16 protein-coding genes and 1 pseudogene are annotated in these 17,474 nt (G+C 47.9%); 12 read left to right on the top strand and 5 right to left on the bottom strand.

Annotated elements, in window-relative coordinates:
* Positions 1-167 precede the first annotated feature (167 nt).
* From nrdG to ABH897_RS08650, 3 genes are all read right to left on the bottom strand, one after another.
* Complete coding sequence (gene nrdG / locus ABH897_RS08640; protein ID WP_283653691.1) at positions 168-665, bottom strand: anaerobic ribonucleoside-triphosphate reductase activating protein; 498 nt, start codon at positions 663-665, stop codon at positions 168-170.
* On the bottom strand, positions 662-2,611 hold the full coding sequence (locus ABH897_RS08645) for an anaerobic ribonucleoside triphosphate reductase (protein WP_283653690.1): 1,950 nt from the start codon (positions 2,609-2,611) through the stop codon (positions 662-664). Before ABH897_RS08645 ends, nrdG begins: the two co-directional genes overlap by 4 nt.
* Positions 2,612-2,906: 295 nt before the next feature.
* On the bottom strand, positions 2,907-3,377 hold the full coding sequence (locus ABH897_RS08650; RefSeq protein ID WP_014278591.1) for an AbrB/MazE/SpoVT family DNA-binding domain-containing protein: 471 nt from the start codon (positions 3,375-3,377) through the stop codon (positions 2,907-2,909).
* Between the two features lie 121 nt (positions 3,378-3,498).
* On the opposite strand from ABH897_RS08650, the pseudogene ABH897_RS08655 reads away from it, so the two are divergent.
* From ABH897_RS08655 to ABH897_RS08665, 3 genes and pseudogenes are all read left to right on the top strand, one after another.
* Positions 3,499-3,629, top strand: a pseudogene (locus tag ABH897_RS08655) (DUF7916 family protein); the annotation flags it as partial.
* Between the two features lie 135 nt (positions 3,630-3,764).
* Entirely contained in the window at positions 3,765-6,695 is a 2,931-nt protein-coding gene (locus ABH897_RS08660; protein ID WP_404591632.1) for a glycoside hydrolase family 3 C-terminal domain-containing protein, read from the top strand.
* Between the two features lie 66 nt (positions 6,696-6,761).
* Positions 6,762-7,259, top strand: coding sequence for an Rrf2 family transcriptional regulator (locus ABH897_RS08665; protein ID WP_283653688.1), 498 nt, complete (start codon positions 6,762-6,764; stop codon positions 7,257-7,259).
* Positions 7,260-7,375: 116 nt separating this feature from the next.
* On the opposite strand, the gene ABH897_RS08670 is transcribed toward ABH897_RS08665, so the two are convergent.
* On the bottom strand, positions 7,376-8,467 hold the full coding sequence (locus ABH897_RS08670) for a GGDEF domain-containing protein (protein WP_283653687.1): 1,092 nt from the start codon (positions 8,465-8,467) through the stop codon (positions 7,376-7,378).
* A 225-nt stretch (positions 8,468-8,692) separates the two neighbouring features.
* On the opposite strand from ABH897_RS08670, the gene ABH897_RS08675 reads away from it, so the two are divergent.
* The 4 genes from ABH897_RS08675 to ABH897_RS08690 are packed head-to-tail and all read left to right on the top strand — an operon-like array spanning position 8,693 to position 13,802.
* Positions 8,693-10,327 carry a spore germination protein gene (locus ABH897_RS08675; RefSeq protein ID WP_283653686.1) on the top strand — a complete coding sequence of 545 codons (1,635 nt, stop codon included), beginning with the start codon at positions 8,693-8,695 and terminating at the stop codon, positions 10,325-10,327.
* On the top strand, positions 10,305-11,546 hold the full coding sequence (locus tag ABH897_RS08680) for a Ger(x)C family spore germination protein (RefSeq protein WP_283653685.1): 1,242 nt from the start codon (positions 10,305-10,307) through the stop codon (positions 11,544-11,546). Before ABH897_RS08675 ends, ABH897_RS08680 begins: the two co-directional genes overlap by 23 nt.
* Positions 11,547-11,571: 25 nt before the next feature.
* Positions 11,572-12,681 (top strand): GerAB/ArcD/ProY family transporter, encoded by a 1,110-nt coding sequence (locus ABH897_RS08685; protein WP_404519377.1) that lies wholly within the window; start codon positions 11,572-11,574, stop codon positions 12,679-12,681.
* On the top strand, positions 12,678-13,802 hold the full coding sequence (locus ABH897_RS08690) for a GerAB/ArcD/ProY family transporter (protein ID WP_283653684.1): 1,125 nt from the start codon (positions 12,678-12,680) through the stop codon (positions 13,800-13,802). Before ABH897_RS08685 ends, ABH897_RS08690 begins: the two co-directional genes overlap by 4 nt.
* Here ABH897_RS08690 and ABH897_RS27550 read toward each other — a convergent pair.
* Entirely contained in the window at positions 13,713-14,078 is a 366-nt protein-coding gene (locus ABH897_RS27550; RefSeq protein WP_483874918.1) for a YczF family membrane protein, read from the bottom strand. The two genes, ABH897_RS08690 and ABH897_RS27550, sit on opposite strands and share 90 nt — an antisense overlap.
* A 138-nt stretch (positions 14,079-14,216) precedes the next feature.
* On the opposite strand from ABH897_RS27550, the gene ABH897_RS08695 reads away from it, so the two are divergent.
* The 5 genes from ABH897_RS08695 to ABH897_RS08715 all read left to right on the top strand — a co-directional run bounded on the left by ABH897_RS08695 (position 14,217) and on the right by ABH897_RS08715 (position 17,378).
* On the top strand, positions 14,217-14,612 hold the full coding sequence (locus ABH897_RS08695; protein WP_044644373.1) for a Fur family transcriptional regulator: 396 nt from the start codon (positions 14,217-14,219) through the stop codon (positions 14,610-14,612).
* Positions 14,588-15,427 carry a winged helix-turn-helix transcriptional regulator gene (locus ABH897_RS08700; protein ID WP_283653682.1) on the top strand — a complete coding sequence of 280 codons (840 nt, stop codon included), beginning with the start codon at positions 14,588-14,590 and terminating at the stop codon, positions 15,425-15,427. Before ABH897_RS08695 ends, ABH897_RS08700 begins: the two co-directional genes overlap by 25 nt.
* A gap of 145 nt (positions 15,428-15,572) precedes the next feature.
* On the top strand, positions 15,573-15,986 hold the full coding sequence (locus ABH897_RS08705; protein ID WP_014278583.1) for a BlaI/MecI/CopY family transcriptional regulator: 414 nt from the start codon (positions 15,573-15,575) through the stop codon (positions 15,984-15,986).
* A 3-nt stretch (positions 15,987-15,989) separates the two neighbouring features.
* On the top strand, positions 15,990-16,850 hold the full coding sequence (locus tag ABH897_RS08710; RefSeq protein ID WP_283653681.1) for a M56 family metallopeptidase: 861 nt from the start codon (positions 15,990-15,992) through the stop codon (positions 16,848-16,850).
* 120 nt (positions 16,851-16,970) lie between these two features.
* Entirely contained in the window at positions 16,971-17,378 is a 408-nt protein-coding gene (locus ABH897_RS08715) for a DoxX family protein (protein WP_044644376.1), read from the top strand.
* Positions 17,379-17,474 lie beyond the last annotated feature (96 nt).

Raw genomic sequence — 17,474 nt, forward strand, 5'->3', positions numbered from 1 at the left:
AATTATGCACTCGTATACTTGTTCACCATCATAAGTGAAACTTGCAGGATACGCAATATAAACTCTGTTTAAATCTAAAATGAACTACATGCAAAAAAAGACAAGCCCTCTCCATAAGGAAAGGATTTGTCTTAGGGTGTAGTATCTCATGCGAGTATAACATCGCCTTAGGCTAATGTAACTATAGATCCTGCCTGAATGCTGGCCTTCACATCCACCAGTCGTTGATTGCGGCTGCCCCGGAAGGGAAGGGTCAGATCCTTTTGCTGTTCTACAAAAGGACCGTCCACAATCACATCGCACAGCAGCGCCAGCTCCCGGCGGGCCTGATCCGTAAGCAGCTCCTCATAGTCAAAGCCCGTATAGGCCCACACGGTTCGGTCAGGGCAGGCAGCGCGGAAGTCGCGCACAAACTGCGTGCATTCCGATGCCGAGAAAAAAGGGTCTCCGCCGCAAAGGGTTAACCCGTCCAGCAGTGGATTATCTGCGATGTCACGGATGACTTCCTGCTGTCGCTCCAGTGTGAACGGTTCACCTGCGCGGAAGCTCCATGACGAGGGATTGAAGCAGCCGGGGCAGGCATGGCGGCAACCGCTAATGAATACGACGGTACGCAGGCCATGCCCTTCGTTCAGAGATTCCGGAATGTAGCCGCACAAATTCACCGATGCTTCACCCGGTCACGCACCTCAGCCTGCTTCGCGGCGTTGAAGCGAACGGTATAATCACCTGTCAGATATCCGGTTACCCGGCGCAAGCGCTGAAAATGCGTATGTTCTTCATCAGCACCGCATTCGGGACAGCTTGTCCCGATAATGCCCTCGTAGCCGCATTCCGTGCAGCGGTCTACCGGATGATTGATGGAGAAGTACCCAATGTTCTGATGGAGCGCGTATTGTACAATTTTAAGAAACGCCTCCGGGTTATTCCGCGCATTACCATCCAACTCGATGTACGAAATCGCACCAGCGTTGCACAGATTATGAAATGGGGCTTCGAGGCTGATTTTACGGGCAGCCGGGAGCGTGTAATACACAGGAATGTGGAAAGAGTTCGTGTAGTATTCTCGATCATTTACCTCGGGAATAATTCCAAAATCACGCTGATCCAGCAACGTGAACTTGCCGGATAGACCCTCGGCAGGCGTAGCGAATAGTGTAATGTTAAGATCATGCAATTCACTCATACGGTCGCAGTAGACACGCATAGAAGCTATGATTCGCTGTGCTTCACGGTATACAGCGTCATCCTCTCCGTGGTGCTTGCCATACAGTGCCTTCATGCATTCGGCTAACCCGATAAACCCGACCGACAGCGTACCGTGCTTCAGTACGTTGCCCACTTTTTCATCCGGCTCCAGCTTTTCTCCGCCTTCCCATACCCCTTCGCGCATCATAAAGTCTGAGGCTTTTGCCGGCTGGCTGGTCTGTATATGGTAGCGATGGATCAGTCCGTCCACGGCAATGCGCATAACCTCTTCCAATCTGGTATCAAAGCCATCCCGGTCAGGTATCTTGCGCTTGCCTGTGCAAATACCGTACTCAATGCCAAGACGCACCAGATTAATCGTATTGAATGAGAGATTACCCTTGCCGCTTTGACGGTTTCTGCCGAAACGGTCAGCAAAGGTGCGGGTACGGCAGCCCATCGTCGCAATAATGGTATCCGGATCATCTGCGCGGTAATAGGGCAGGTTGAAGGTAGCATCCACATTGACAAAATTGGGATACATACGTTTGCTGGAGCATTCTACTGCCCGCATGAATAAGTCATAGTTGATATCGCCTTCGGCCTGATTAATTCCTTTTTTGCATTGGAAAATATGCTGTGGGAAAATAGGGGTTTCCCCGCTGCCCAGGCCACGAATAGTGGCCTCCAGCAATGATTGCGTAACAAGCCGCCCTTCAGCAGAAGTACACATACCGTAATTCAGTGATGTGAACGGAATTTGCCCGCCTGCCCGACTGCTCATGGTATTCAGGTTATGAATAAGGGATTCAGCGGCCTGGCGGGTCTCCGTCTCCGTTTCTTCACGTGCGAATGCGTATGAACGAGGGCAGACCTCCTGTAATAGGCTGCTGGCTATATGTAATTCGTCATCAGGCAGGGTGGGTTCTATTTCTTCTCCGAACAGACGGAGTCCCTTTCGCAGATGCTTGCGGAAGGACCGGGCCACGAAAGGAGCAAGGTCCCAGTCTATTTTATTGGCAGAGACACCTCCAAATTGGCTGTTTTGCTGAGACTGAAATATAATAGCCACCAGTGCCATAGCAGACATAATGGTTTGTGGTGTGCGCACAGAGCCATTGCCTGTATTAAAACCATCTTGCAACAAACGACCAAAAGGTATAAAGATACAGTTCGTAGTCCCGAGCACATATTGGTCCAAATCGTGAACATACACATATCCGTGGTCGATAGCGTCTGTCAGTTCAGGCGGAAGCACACGTAGTCGCGCATACCATTTGGCGTACTCGGAGCCGAGCTTACTCATTTTTCCACTGAACGACTCTCCATTCAAATTTGCATTCTCCCGCAGCATGTCCAAGTCTTGTGCCCCAATGACCCGCTCGCCGATGCTGTATAATTGATGTTCCTCCAACACTTTCATTGCAAAAACCTCCATATAGTAAAATATATATTATTCTCCAAAAAACAATATATTGACGATATCGTGTACTAAACAATTGTTTCGGTCTATATATTGTATATATGGATGGATAGAGAGTATGTGATTATTGTCACGTCGACAGGGGGAGAACGCACAAAAAAGTCAGGTGAAAGTTAGGAACACATCAACGAATACGCTCCTTATTCTACACCTGACGATCGAATATTTGACGGAAAACAAATAGGATGGCAATCCATTGGATCTGAGTATGTTTTGTAATAAATTACTGAATAATTTAAAGCAGCTTTTTCAGTTGGGACACCCGGCCTTGTGAGATATCGAGCATTTCGGCATATACCTTTTGCGGCAGGTTGGGATGTTCCTGAATCAGCTTTCGGAGCTTTTTTACCATTTCTCCTTGCTGGACTCTGGATTGTTTAGGCTGCCAGGTTGTATGGTTACGAACCGGCTTGGTATGTTCTTGAGCCTGGATGGCTTCGGTGCTGGTGGGATGTACATTTTCCTCTGTCTTTAATACCTGAATGCAATCGGCGCAAATAAAGCTATCACGAAAATAAGTCAAATGATCAACTGCGCCGCAAAATTTGCAGGATACACCTGTATATTTCCTTAATACAAATCCTTCTTCATTCACGAAAAATTCGAGCGAATCACCAATATTGATATCCATCGTGGTGCGCATTTCCTTGGGAAGCACGATTCGCCCCAATTGATCCAGAGGCCGTGTCATTCCGGTATTTTTCATAAACCCTTCCTCCTTTGATTATATATCCTGATTATACCAAAAAATATTATTTTTTGCTTTGTTTTTTGCTTTATTTATTGAAGAAAATATACAATTTTTTTAATTTACACACTGTTACTAACCAGGTACATTGGCTAAGAGCTTCCTGAATGGTTCTGTAGAAGGCGCGGACGAAGCTACAATTCGTGATTATAAGCTCATGTCCTAACAAACACCGATATCCACGCCATTGGCGACACTGGTCTATTCGGTATTGATTGAGGAAAGACACCAAATGGTGAGCAACAGCAATTGTTGCCGGGGTACTCCTTTTTCGCTATGATATATTAAAACGCTTTCATAACGGCCTTTTATGATATTTTAAATGGAGACAAGGAGATGACGGATATGAGTCATGAAACAACGGATCTAGAATATCTTTTTCAAAATCCGAAGCTTCATCTGGACGAACGTGTACGGGATTTGGTGTCTCGGCTAACCTTGGAGGAAAAGATTGATTCCATGCTGCAATATCAGCCTGCCATTGAACGATTGGGAGTCCCCGCATACAAGCATGGTACGGAAGCAGCACATGGTATAGCCTGGTTAGGAGAGGCGACTTCATTTCCGCAGCCTGTGGGGTTGGCTTGTACGTGGGATACGGAACTGATGCGACAAGTCGGCTCGGTTATTTCGGATGAAGCGCGTGTGTACTACCGCCGTGACCCGGCTCTAAACGGACTGACGTTATGGGCACCAACCGTAGATATGGAGCGTGATCCGCGCTGGGGGCGTAGTGAGGAAGCGTATGGAGAAGACCCGTATTTGACGGGAGAACTGGCGAAGGAATTGGTCAAAGGCATACAGGGTGATCATCCGGTATATTTGAAAGCGGTTGCGACATTAAAGCATTTCCTCGGAAACAATAACGAGGTGGACCGGGGAAGTGATTCCTCCAGCATAGACCCGCGAAACCTTCGTGAATACTATCTGAAAGCCTTTGAGAAGCCTTTTACGGAAGGCAAAGCCCAGTCCATGATGACCTCTTACAACCTGATTAATGGAACGCCTGCTACGTTGTACCACGGTGTTAATGATATTGTCAGGGACGAATGGGGAATGGATGGCTTTGTCGTCAGTGATGCTGGTGATGTGATGGGAATCGTAAAGGACCATCAGTATTATGACTCCCACACACCGGGTGTGGCTGAATCTATTCGCGCGGGGATCGACAGCATTACAGATGATGCGGATTTGTCCAAGCAGGCCATTCGTGATGCCTTGGCACAAGGAAAGCTGCAAGAAACGGACCTGGATCAGGCGTTGTTCCATACATTTCGTGTTCGCTTTCGTCTGGGGGAATTTGATCTGGCCACAGACAATCCCTATGCCTTGATCGGGGAAGAGGCCCTGATGACAGAGCAAGCCCGTGAACTGTCGTTGCGTGCAGCGAGAGAGCAGATCGTACTGTTGAAAAATGAGCGTTCGCTCCTGCCGCTGGACCCTGCGGGGTGCGGCAAGGTGGCGGTGATCGGGGCGCTCGGCAATGAGGTGTACCGCGACTGGTATTCCGGTACACTTCCATATTTTGTGACACCGCTTGAAGCGATTTGCGCCAAGCTGGAAACCGAAGACGCGCAGGAGCGCGTCATATACCGCGATGCCAAGGATCGCGTGACCTTCGCGGCGGCGGCTGACGGAGCGAAGGTCACAGTTGATTCCTTCGGTGACATGCGGTTGTCCCATGATGCCGAACCAACGGTTTTGACCGTGAACGATTGGGGCTACGGCAGCGTCACGTTGACCGACGAGCGCCTGGGTACCTATGTGACGAGCGATGAGGAAACGCTTCGTGTGACAGCTGAGGAAGCGTATGGCTGGTATGTCAAAGAAGTCTTTGGACTGACTCCTGTTGAAAAAGGGGAGCGTCTGTGGACGACATGGAACGGCAAGCCTGTGATCACAGGGACAGAGGGTTCATTGAAGGTAACGGAAGCCGCTAACCAGGACCATACAACATTCCGGGTAGAGACGGTGTCGGATGGTTTAGTGGAAGCAATAGCCACTGCGCAAGCTGCAGATACAGTGATTGTATTCGTAGGCAATCACCCGCTGATTAACGGTAAGGAAGAGAATGACCGTCCGGGCTTGGAGCTGGCAGCTTCCCAGCAGCGGCTCATCGAGGAAGTGTATCGGGTTAACCCTAATACGATCGTGGTTCTGACGGGCAGCTATCCGTTTGCCATCCCTTGGGTACAGGAGCATATTCCAGCGATCGTGTACACGTCTCATGCCGGGCAAGAGCATGGCACGGCAGTAGCGGATGTGCTGTTTGGGGATTACGCGCCAGCGGGTCGTTTGAATATGACATGGTATCAAGCGGAGGATCAATTGGGTAATATCAAAGATTACGATATTATTCGCGGCGGACGTACCTATCAATATTTTGAAGGTGAACCTTTATACGTGTTCGGCCACGGTTTGACGTATTCGCCATTTGAGTACAGCCATCTGCGCACAGATGCCCAAGCGCCCGATTCAAACGACAGGTCCGTCCCCGAAGGTCGTGTGAACTCTTTTGGTGCCCTGGATGCCACGGATACCCTGAATGTATGGGTGGACGTTACGAATCAGGGCATAGCTGCTGGGGAGGAGGTTGTACAGCTATATGTACGGCCCGGAGCTTCGCGAGTAAAGCGAGCATTGAAGACGTTGTGTGGATTTCAACGCATCCGCTTGGAGCCGGGGGAGACGCGAACGATTTCTTTTACAATGCGAGTGAAGGATTGGGCGATTTGGGATGTCACACGGGATCGCTATTGCGTTGAAGCTGGCGAGTACACCTTGCTGGCAGGTGCTTCTTCAGCGGATATCCGGCTGGAGCACCCTGTGAACGTTAGAGGTGAAGTTATTCCGCCCCGTCAAGCCGAACAAAGCATTCGCGCCGAAAACTTTGATGATTGTTCCCGTATCCTGCTGGATGAAAGCAAGGAGCAAAAGGAGGCCTGTGTACGTCCGCGTTCACCTCAACGTCCCGGCTGGATTGCCTTTCATGGCGTAGAATTAGATACGGTGAGCGCGGTTGAACTTCAATGCCGCGTGTCAGGCAATAGTAGCGATGCAGCAATTGAGCTTTGTTTGGATACGCCGGACAGCGAAGTTGCAGCACGTATAAACGTTGGCCATACGGGAGGAGCGCAAGCATGGATGACGCTCTCCGAAGCACTGGGTACAGTCTCAGGTTCACGTGATGTGTACCTGTGGTTGAGTGGCGAAGTGCGGCTAAGTTATTTTACTTTGAGCGCTTGTGCTACAGGAGATTCCAGCCTTCAGGCTTGAACTTACTTCTGACTTCACGTACAATGCATTCAACGAAGTTTCTACAGCTTAGGGGTGTCATTTCATTTGAATAGTGAAAAAAGACTACGCACCGCAACGCCCAGATGGCTTGGGGTGGCGGTAAAGGCTCTTGTCTATTTGGAAAAGCATGGAGAGCTCTGTGCCAGCGGGTCTATTGCCCGCTCTATTGACTGTGAGGTCACCTTGGTGCGCAGGGTGCTGACGCGACTTGTACAGGCAGAATTAATAGAAGCACGTGAAGGCCGTGAGGGAGGCTATGTGCTTACCCGTTCGGCAGACCATATTACACTTGCCGATATATACCACGCCATTGAAATATGTGATCCGATTTTTCCAGGTATGATGCATGAGCCAGAGACGAATCCTTTTTGTGAGGAGCTTGCAACCGCCGTATCGGAAATCGTAGTCGAGAGCGAACGACGTATGCTGGAGGTATGGGAGTCTCATACGCTGGCCTCACTCGCCAAGCGTACAACGCTGGTGGTGGGCGGCAGTAGCCATAGTGAAGGCGAGGATGCCAAGGCTTCTTCCAAAGGGGATTAACACATTTTTTTCAAAACGGATAATAGCCGATACGACTCTTCCGAGAGAGGGTTGTATCGGCTATTTCTGTAGGGTGCTCATATGATGCGAAATCGTAAATGAAAAGAATGCCCGCTTTATACCTGATAGGAGCAGACCCGATTACGCCCTGCATTTTTAGCTTCGTATAGCGCTCTATCCGCCTGTTCCAGCAGAGCCGCCCCTGACATATCCTCCCCGGTATCGGGAAAGGTCGTTACGCCGATAGACACCGTGACTTTGAGTACAAGCCCGTCTGACAAAACGAACTCGTACTGATCTACCCCGCCAAGGATCTGATTCGCTATGCGTAACGCTTGCCGGAAAGCACAATTCGGCAGAAGTACGGTGAATTCCTCCCCGCCGCTGCGGGTTACCACATCAAAGGAGCGACATTTTTCCCTCAAAATCTGACCTAGCTGACGCAGCACTGCATCCCCGGCCGCATGACCGTAGGTATCGTTCACTTCCTTAAAATGATCAATATCCAACACCAGTACAGATAAGTGCTCGTGACGTTGACGAGCTTGAGGAAGCTGCTCTTCCAATGAAAATTCGAGCTGTCTTCTGTTGCTTAAATTGGTGAGATGATCTGTATAGGAGGTATGCTCCAGACGAAGTAATAGCTCATTGGAGGTATTGATGGACTCAGCAATGAGATACAGAAGAAATCCGCCTGCCATAGAAATAACAAAATGGAGCGGATAAACGTCCAGAACATCATTAATATCATTCAAATTAATTGTGAGAGAGCAGAAAATAATGCCCAAAGCGAAAACGTTCATCATCATCATCTTCGTTAAACGTGACCAGGACAGATGTGACAGCAAAGCGCAACCCAGGCCCACGAGCATCATAAAAAAAGCCCCCACAATGGCTTGAGTGGTGATACCAAACAGCATTAATCTGCCTAAGCATATAAATAGGGTAGTCATGAGTGTTGCCGGTCCGCCAATGTAAGCCGCCGTAGCTACGATGGCCAGATGACGAAGATCGGCAATTGTATTAAAGCCCACTGGGAACGAATAGTACATCAAGATAATGCCATAGCATCCAAAAAGAGCGCCTCCGATCCAATGTGCCTTACGCTTTAAGGTATGTAGGCGGATTTTATATCTTTGAGATATGAGCCCGGTTATGTACAAAAAGGTGACAAGGATACAGGTATTTACAAAAAACGTACTGAACAAGATGTTAACCCTCCCGAGAGGCATATTTCTTCATTTTATCAAAAAAACTGACATTAGGCTTGGAAATGAAGAATTTATTGAAATTTATTACGCGGATGTGACTTATAACGTTTCGTCCTTACACTTAGTGCATAACTGGGAATAGATTGAGCATACTCCAAATATACAATAATTAGGAAAAAGATGTGGGGTCCATTACTGCCACTTTGGAGATGAGGTTTGCTCATGATTCGCTATCCCTATCGCAAATATAATAAAAAGTCGGGGGCGGACAGGAATAATGGAAGCTCTTCGCATTTTCTTAAGATCGAGGCTCAATTGGAAACCAACCTGGAGCAAATCAAGGAATTGACGTCAGGCAGCCCGGACTTCCTGATTCGCCGCTTTAGTCTGGGGCTGAAAGCTGACGTTCCTGCTGCCATTGTATTTCTGGATAGTATGGTCAAGACGGACACAGTGAATGAACTCGTCATGAAATCATTGCTTAGCCGACCATCCGCCGAGGTGGCTGCTGAGGTAGAAAGTGCAGAAGGGCTTTACAGTCGGATACAGGGCCATGCACTTGAACTTGGTGAAGTGAAGGAATGCGATGATTGGAACTCCATGATGGAACAGCTCTTGATGGGAGATACGATCATTTTACTGGAAGGGTGTACAAAGGCCATTGCGTGTGGCACACGTGGAGGAGAGAAGCGTGCGGTCAACGAGCCCACCACACAGTCTGTCGTCAGGGGACCGAAAGAGGGATTTGTGGAATCCCTGTTCACGAATATTTCTCTTGTCCGACGGCGGATTAAAAGCTCCGATCTTACGATGGAGATGTTCAAAGTAGGAAGCACGTCCCTCACGAATGTAGCCATGCTGTATATGAAGAATATTGCAGATCAAAGTGTTGTAGATGAAGTTCGTCAACGGGTAAAAAACATCAATATCGACGCCGTATTCGAATCCGGTATGGTAGAGGAGATGATACAGGACCATAATTTCACACCATTCCCAACGATCTATAACACGGAAAGACCAGATACGATCAGTAGCAATATTATGGAGGGCCGAGTGGCGCTCATCATAGATGGAAATCCGTTTGTACTAGTGATGCCTACCGTATTTGCCCAATTCTTTCAGAGTGCTTCGGATTATGAGGAACGTTACGATATGGCGACTGTCGTCCGACTCATTCGATATATCAGCTTTATCATTCTAATCTTGGGGCCTTCTCTCTACATTGCCCTAACGACGTATCATTACGAAATGATACCGACCCCGCTGCTGATCAGCATACTGGCTCAGCGGGAATCCGTTCCTTTTCCGGCATTTCTGGAGGCGCTTATTTTGGAGGTTACTTTTGAGATCTTGCGTGAAGCGGGTATTCGAATGCCACGTGTGGGTGGACAAACGGTATCCGTTATTGGTGCGCTTGTCTTGGGACAAGCGGCTGTGGAGGCCGGGATCGTCACCCCGCTGCTCACGATTGTGGTAGCCCTGACGGGGATTGCCAGCTTCGCCATTCCAGCCTATAACATGTCGGTGGCCGGGAGACTGTTCCGATTTGTTTTTATGATACTATCAGCGTTTATGGGGCTGTATGGCATTACATTGGGGCTGATTGCGCTGATTGCCCATATGAACAGCCTACGTTCTTTTGGGGTGCCCTACATGGCCCCTTTCAGCCCCTTTGTACTGGAGAGTCAAAAGGATGCTGTATTGCGTCTCCCATTCTGGATGATGCGGACACGTCCTAAAAGCATTACATCTACTAACCAGACACGAATGAAGGATGGAAGCGGAATTTCCTCTTCCGATAAAACGACACCGATGCAGGAGGGGGGAGCCGAGGGTGTATCAGGGGAAGGGGAATGAACGAAGCACGGTAACCTTCAAGGGGAGAATGTGGGCTCTGAGCCTGGTGGGGCTACTATTGATGCCCCTCCTGTCTGGTTGTTGGGATTCAGTAGAGCTAAATCAGAGAGCAGTCGTAGCGGCAATAGGCATTGATGTGGCTGGAGAAACGGATTATGAGGTTTCCCTGCAGGTTATCGTGGCAGATGAAATCGCCGGGGCCAAAGCGAGAGGAGATACCCCTATCGTGTTGTTTCAGGAAAAGGGGAACAGTCTTTTTCAAGCCATCCGCAAAGCTTCACAGAAGGTTCCACGCGAAATTTCTCTGGCCCATGCAAGATTGGTCGTCATTGGGGAAAATCTGGCACGGCGTGGAATCGGAGATACGCTGGATTTTCTGGAAAGGTATACGGAGACCCGGCTCACGATGAAAATGCTGGTAGCGCGCGGTGAGACTGGGAAGGATGTACTGGCAACCATGACCGCGATCGGCCGTATTCCTGCTAATGATATTTCAGGAAAGCTGGAAACATCTCAGCGTTTGTATGCAGGGGATTACGCCGTGAGTCTCGACGATGTCATTCGCAGCATGTCCAATAAGGGCGGCGGTCCTCTTCTTACGGGCGTAAAAGTGGATGGTAGGATGGAGCAGGCCCCCCGTAAGAACAATGTGGACAATATTTTACCGGAAGCGATCGTGCGTATTACCGGGATGGGAGTGTTCCGAAAGGATCGTCTCGTACACTGGTTGGAAGATGACCAGGCGATTGGACTGTCTATCGTGAACAACAAGGTGAAAAGTGCTGAAACCACATTGAGCTGCGGCAAGAAAGGCGAAGTCATCGGGATCGAAACCTTGTTCTCTAAGGCAAATGTACGCAGCCTGATGGAGCAAGGAGAGCCTGTTTTTGTAATTGACTTAAAGCAAGTCGGGGCGATACAGGAAGCTGAGTGTCCGATTGACTTGAAAAGTCCAGAGGTGATGAAAAGCTTGCAGAGGCAATGGGCAGAGGAAACAAAAAAAGTGATTTCATCAACGGTTAGAGAGGTTCAGCGTACCCGTAGCGATGTACTCGGCTTCGGCCTTGAGCTGGAGAGAAGCCATCCTGCGCAATGGAAAAGGCTTTCTTCCCGATGGAGCCGTTATTTTGCAGAAAGCACCGTTCGTGTTCAGGTCACTTCGGTACTGAAGCATACGCAGGCACGGACCAACCCGTATTCAAGGGGTGAGTCCGAATAGTCGAACAGGGGGAGGAGGCAAGGCGATGAAAAAAATACAAATAGATGCGATAGAGATAATTTCCCTCATGATTCTATTTGAATTGGGAACGTCTATGATGTCCATTCCTGGAAGGGATGCGGGCAAGGATGCATGGCTGGCTATCCTCATCGCTACAGGGCTTGGGGCCCTGCTTTTTCTGTGCTACGGCAGCCTTCACAGACGCTACCCCAATTTGCTTATGACGCAATACAGCAAAGTTATCATGGGCAGAAAGGCAGGAGGCGTGATTGCTTTTTTGTATATTGTTTTTTTTATGTACGGTGGGGCACGTGATCTTCGAGATACGGGGACACTGATTGCCGATCGGACACTCCCGCATACACCGTTAATCATCATCAGTGCTCTGATGATCGCGCTTGTGATGTACGTGATGCATTTAGGGCTTGAAGTGGCGGGGCGAACAGCGATTTGGCTGCTGGTCTTTATGCTGGTACTGGGGCTCGCAACGAATGTAATGCTCGTGTTGTCCGGCATTGTGGACTGGGGGAATCTGCTGCCTATTGCCCAGCATGGCTGGCAGCCGATATGGCGGGTGATTTATTCACAGGCCTTGATGCTGCCGTTTGGTGAGATGGTTACCTTTACGATGATTCTTCCCACATTAAAGAAAGACTATCGTGCCAACGGCGTTGGTGTTTCCGCTGTGCTGCTGGGGGGCATCATCCTGACCATAGTTGCGCTGGTAAACGTACTTTCACTCGGAGAGGACGTGTTCCAGCGGGCCACGTACCCGATACTATCCACGATCAGCAAGGTGGAAATATCGGATTTCATCGACAGGGTGGATGTTATTGGGGTCATGACCGTTATTATCTTTGATTTTTTTAAGATCTTTATTTTCTATTATGCGGCGATAAAGGCAGCAGAAGACGTATTTAACACTTCTAGCCGCAAGTTGCTGCTGCCATTCGGAATAATTATGCTCATATCTTCGGTACTGATGGCTCAAAGCTATCAGGAGCATATTAAAATAGGCGATTTCGTGTTGAAATACATATTCCCTATATTTTCTGTATTTTTCCCGCTCCTGTTGCTAATGGTGTCCTGGTTTAAGAAGACCGAAAACACAACAAGGAAGGAGAATGCTTCGTGAATCATGGTCTTGGACACGTAAGGCTGGTCAGTACCGGGCAAATGCTCATTCTTATGTTCCATTTTCTGCTGGGAAATGCGGTCATTATCAATTTGGATAATGAATATGAACGGGATACATGGATTGCCCAGCTCATCGCTATGGGTGTCGGGATCGTATTGTTTCGAATGTATACCTACACAGCAGAAATGTTTCCCGGCCAAACGTTGACCACCTATGCCCGTAAATTGCTCGGGAATACGAGTGGAACAGCAGTGGGGATACTGTACATTCTGTTTTTTCTGTATTTAACCAGTAGAAATCTACGCGATGAGACTGAGCTGGTCCGTGTCTCCATACTGGAAAAAACACCAAGTATGGTCGTTGCCTTTCTGATGGTAATATGTGTGATTTATGTTCTCTGGCTCGGATTTGAAGTGTTGGCCCGCACTGGACAGATCTTTCTTTCGGTGGTGTTACTCGTCATTTTCTGGGGAACTACACTATTAATCTTATCGGGCAGCATTCATCTGGAAGAGCTGAGGCCTGTAATGAGTCAGGGCTTTAAGCCTGTACTCAGCTCAGTAATTAGAGAACGTTTGCCTTTTCCTTACGGTGAAATGATCTGTTTCATGATGTTTATCCCTTGTGTACATAAGCCTTCACAGATGACCAGAGCAGGTTATGTGGGCATTATAGCTGCGGGTATCGTTTTAGTTGAAGTCGCCATATTAAATGTAACCGTGCTGGGTACGGATATAACGGAGCGTTCTATCTTTCCATTATTAAGCACGTTTGCGAATGTCCAGCTTTCGGAATACGTCCAGCGTCCCGATGTCATTATACTGATGTCTGTACTGATCGGGGACTTTTTTAAAGTGGCTTTGTTCTTCTATGCATCCGCGGTGGGGATATCCGATATATTTGGTTTACCCTACCGAAAAACGCTGCTTCCCTGCGGTATCCTTGTTTTACTGTGGTCCCAGATAGGAACATCGAGCCTGAGCGAGCATTTTGAATTTGGACGGCAGTCCCTAATTTATATTCATCCATTATTTGTTTACATTTTCCCCATTCTGCTTTTTCTGATGGCTCTTGTGCGAAGAAGCAGAGTTAGAAGAGGGAACTCTCAGAAAACGTGACCATCGTGAGAAAAGGAATTGAAGTGCGTATCCAATTTGCTTTTTGCCCACGGTAACAAAGAGCAACAGCAGCATTCCTGCCAAGACGATATATTCGGATGGTCGCAGGGTGCCAAAAGCCAATGAAATAGAATCCCAAGGATTATGAATACCAAATAGCCAGTTCACCAGCAGATTGGTTCCGAGCATGAGTACCATAAAGAGTGTGAATATCCAGAGTATTTTCATAAAATATCCTCCCCGTGTGTATGAGCTGAACGTATATCTTGTATACATTGTGTTGCAAAGTGGCTCAATTTATCCGATCCCATTGACTTGAAATGAATTAGGATTTATACTTATTCTAAATTGATTTATTATTGTAATTATAAGTTGAGAATAAATATAATCTGCGATCGTTAAGGGAGATGCGGTATGAGAACTTTAAATTTAACTTCGCAGCGCCAAGCGGTATATGATGTGGTTCGTGAGGCCCACGATCATCCTACCGCAGCCGATGTTATGAACCGGTTGATGGAGCGCGGATATAATCTTGCCTATGGAACGGTATATAATTCGCTACGTTATTTAACAGATAAGGAATTGATCCGCGAGTTGAAGCTAGGGGAAGCTGCCAGTCGTTATGATGGACGAATGGATGATCATCAGCATATTATTTGTCAGGTATGTGGACGGGTAGATGAAGTGATGAGCGAGGTTCCACATGATTGGATCGAGACGGTTGCACATGAAACGGGATATACCATCGCCCATGCCCATGTCGTATTCGGAGGAGTGTGTAAGGAATGCCAAAGCAAGCGAATCAAATAACGAATCGTTTCACAGCAGCCGAGATGCCTAAACGGGTGAAGGGTAACTGGACAACGATGTTATCCGCTCCCTCTGCCCCTGCGTTACAGACGGTTCCTTCCAATGAGCCGTTGTACTGCCCGACTACACGCCGCATCGTTCTGATCAGCTCGGTTCCGGGTGTCGTTCATGGTTTGGTACGTACGTTGTCAGACGCGTGCTTTGATGTGATGGTGTTCCATCGCTGGGAGCCTGAAGTACAACGTCATTTGGGAAGCGATCTGCTGATTTACGATTTGACCGCTACCGATACACGGAGTGAATTACTGGATATCCGTAATCGTCTTGAGGCGGAACAGATGAAAGATACACCCGTTATGTATGTGATTCAGGATCGGATGGCTGTTCGTGCGCATGAGCTGCTTCCTTCGGAAGAGGTGCTGGTATGGCCGCTGGCTTCTAATCATATGGTACATGACATTGAACGGATGATTGTACGTCATCCGGCAGCTTCCCGTCAGGCAACGCAAGGCAGCCGTCGTACGGTGTTCAAGGACATCTGGATTGACCGTGATAAAATGTTAGTATATAAAGAAGAGAATCAATTAAATCTGACCAAAACGGAATATGATTTGTTGTTGAAGCTGATTGATGCTCAAGGCAAAGTCATTTCTCGGGAGCAGATGATGCATGATATCTGGGAGACGGATTTTGTAGGCGGCAGCAATGTCGTGGATGTGCATGTTAAAAGCTTGCGCAAGAAGCTGGGCGACCGGCCTGCGGAGCCTGAATATATTGCAACGGTAAGAGGTGTAGGCTACAGATTGGCGGATTGAACTGAAGCTGATCAGGCTATGAATTGCCGCCGGATGGAGACATTCGGCGGATGTATATAAATCCCTTTGAAGAAACTGACATTAGGTGTGACGGTTGACTTTATCAGGATATATACACTACAATCGGTAGTGTGAGGTGCTTCTTATGAAACGACTGAATTTTAAAACTGGCGAAACCGGACTCAACCGATTTTTCGGACCTCTGGAAGCCAAAATTATGGATATTTTATGGTCCACTTCGGATCGGAGCATCAAAGAAGTGCAGACCGCGTTGGAGGGGGATCGGGACTTTAATTTCAATACGGTGATGACCGTGATGAACCGTCTGGTGGAAAAGGGAATACTGAGTAAGAGTATACGCGGGAGAACGTCTTTGTATCGACCGGTTTTGAGCAGGGAAGAATTCAGGGATGAACAGTCCAAGGAGTTAAGCCACGAACTGGTGGATGAATTCGGTCCACTCGCTGTAAATCATATGATTGATGCTCTGGAGGTGGCCGATCCTATGCTGATCGAACGTCTGGAACAAAAAATTAAACAATGGAAAAAGGATATATAGACGATGTGGAAAACACGTTCTAAATTACTGTTTACAGCAGGCGCCTTTATTTCGGGTTTCGCCCTTATACAGATGGGTATGTACGCCGGGCAGCATATTTTCGGCTGGAAATTGGATTTTAACGTGTTTCAGATTTGTAGAAGTCTGTTGCAGAACTATGGAATTGGCTACATGGTGGATGCCCTCAGTGGACTCGTCTTTCTCACCTTTGGGATTGCCGGGGTAGAAGCGATACGGCAGTGTATGGCCACAAGGGCGGCTTTCCGCAGACTGCGCCGGATGCGTGACCTGCCGCTGACGGAGGCACTGGGTGAACGATATCGTGAACTGGGAGCCGACCGGATTTGGGTCATTGATTATGCCAAGCCTGCCGCTTTCACCATGGGATTATGGAAGCCTCGCATTGTATTATCCTCCGCATTGCTGTCCCTACTGGACAAGTACGAGGAAGAGGCTGTCATATACCATGAAGCGTATCATATGAAGCATTATGATCCATTAAAGACATGGTTGCTGCAAATGTGCGCCACATTGCTGTTCTACTTGCCGGTGCTGCGTCATATTACCAACCATTATAAGATAGCCCGTGAAATTTTGGCTGACAATGAAGCAATTAAACGCACAGGTTCACCAATGGGAATTGGAAGTGCATTGCTCAAACTGCTGAGAATGACGCCCGCGAATGCCCATCTGGTGAATTCCGCCGCTTGTTCCTCTTTTGCAGAAACGTCCATTAATTATCGGATCTCACGTATTCTAGACCCTCAGCAAGAGCCGGTAATCCAATTGCCCTGGCGTTCGATTATGTTATCCAGCTATGTGCTAGTGATGCTGACGCTTATGTTTGCCCTGGCGTTAATGTAGTTTGGCAAGATATATCCTAATGGGTGGCGCTTTATGCGCTACCGATTATTGATGCATAATACACTACATTTTGTAGTGTTGATTACCTAATCTGTACACAAATTAAGAGGAGATGAGCATATGAATCAAACACTTACGAATATTGGATTACTGTTGGTACGAATCTTTACAGGGGTTATTTTTATTGTTCACGGTTCACAAAAATTTCAGGGATTAGACGGTACCTCAGGTTTCTTCCAAAGTATCGGACTTCCTGGATGGTTGGCTCCTGTGGTCGCTACAGTTGAGCTAGTTGGCGGTATTGCGCTTGTCCTGGGCATTGGGACACGACTCGCCGGGGCAGCATTGACCATCGTTATGATCGGTGTATTGCTGACTGCTAAAAAAGGACAGCCCTTTGGCTCGATTGAATTTGATCTTCTGGTTCTGTTCGCCAGTCTCCAGCAAGCGTTGGTTGGCGCACGTTTTCTTTCGCTGGATCAGTTGTTCAGCCGTAAAAAGCATGAAAGCAGTAACGTACAGGTCTAAATGATCATATAACCGCGTCCTTAGTCTCAGGGCGCGGTTTTTTTATTTTGCTCATTTATGAAAATTGGATGTAAATCATTTGCTTTATTTAACCGA

The organism is Paenibacillus sp. RC73 (assembly GCF_044908085.1).
GTDB lineage: Bacteria > Bacillota > Bacilli > Paenibacillales > Paenibacillaceae > Paenibacillus > Paenibacillus terrae_A.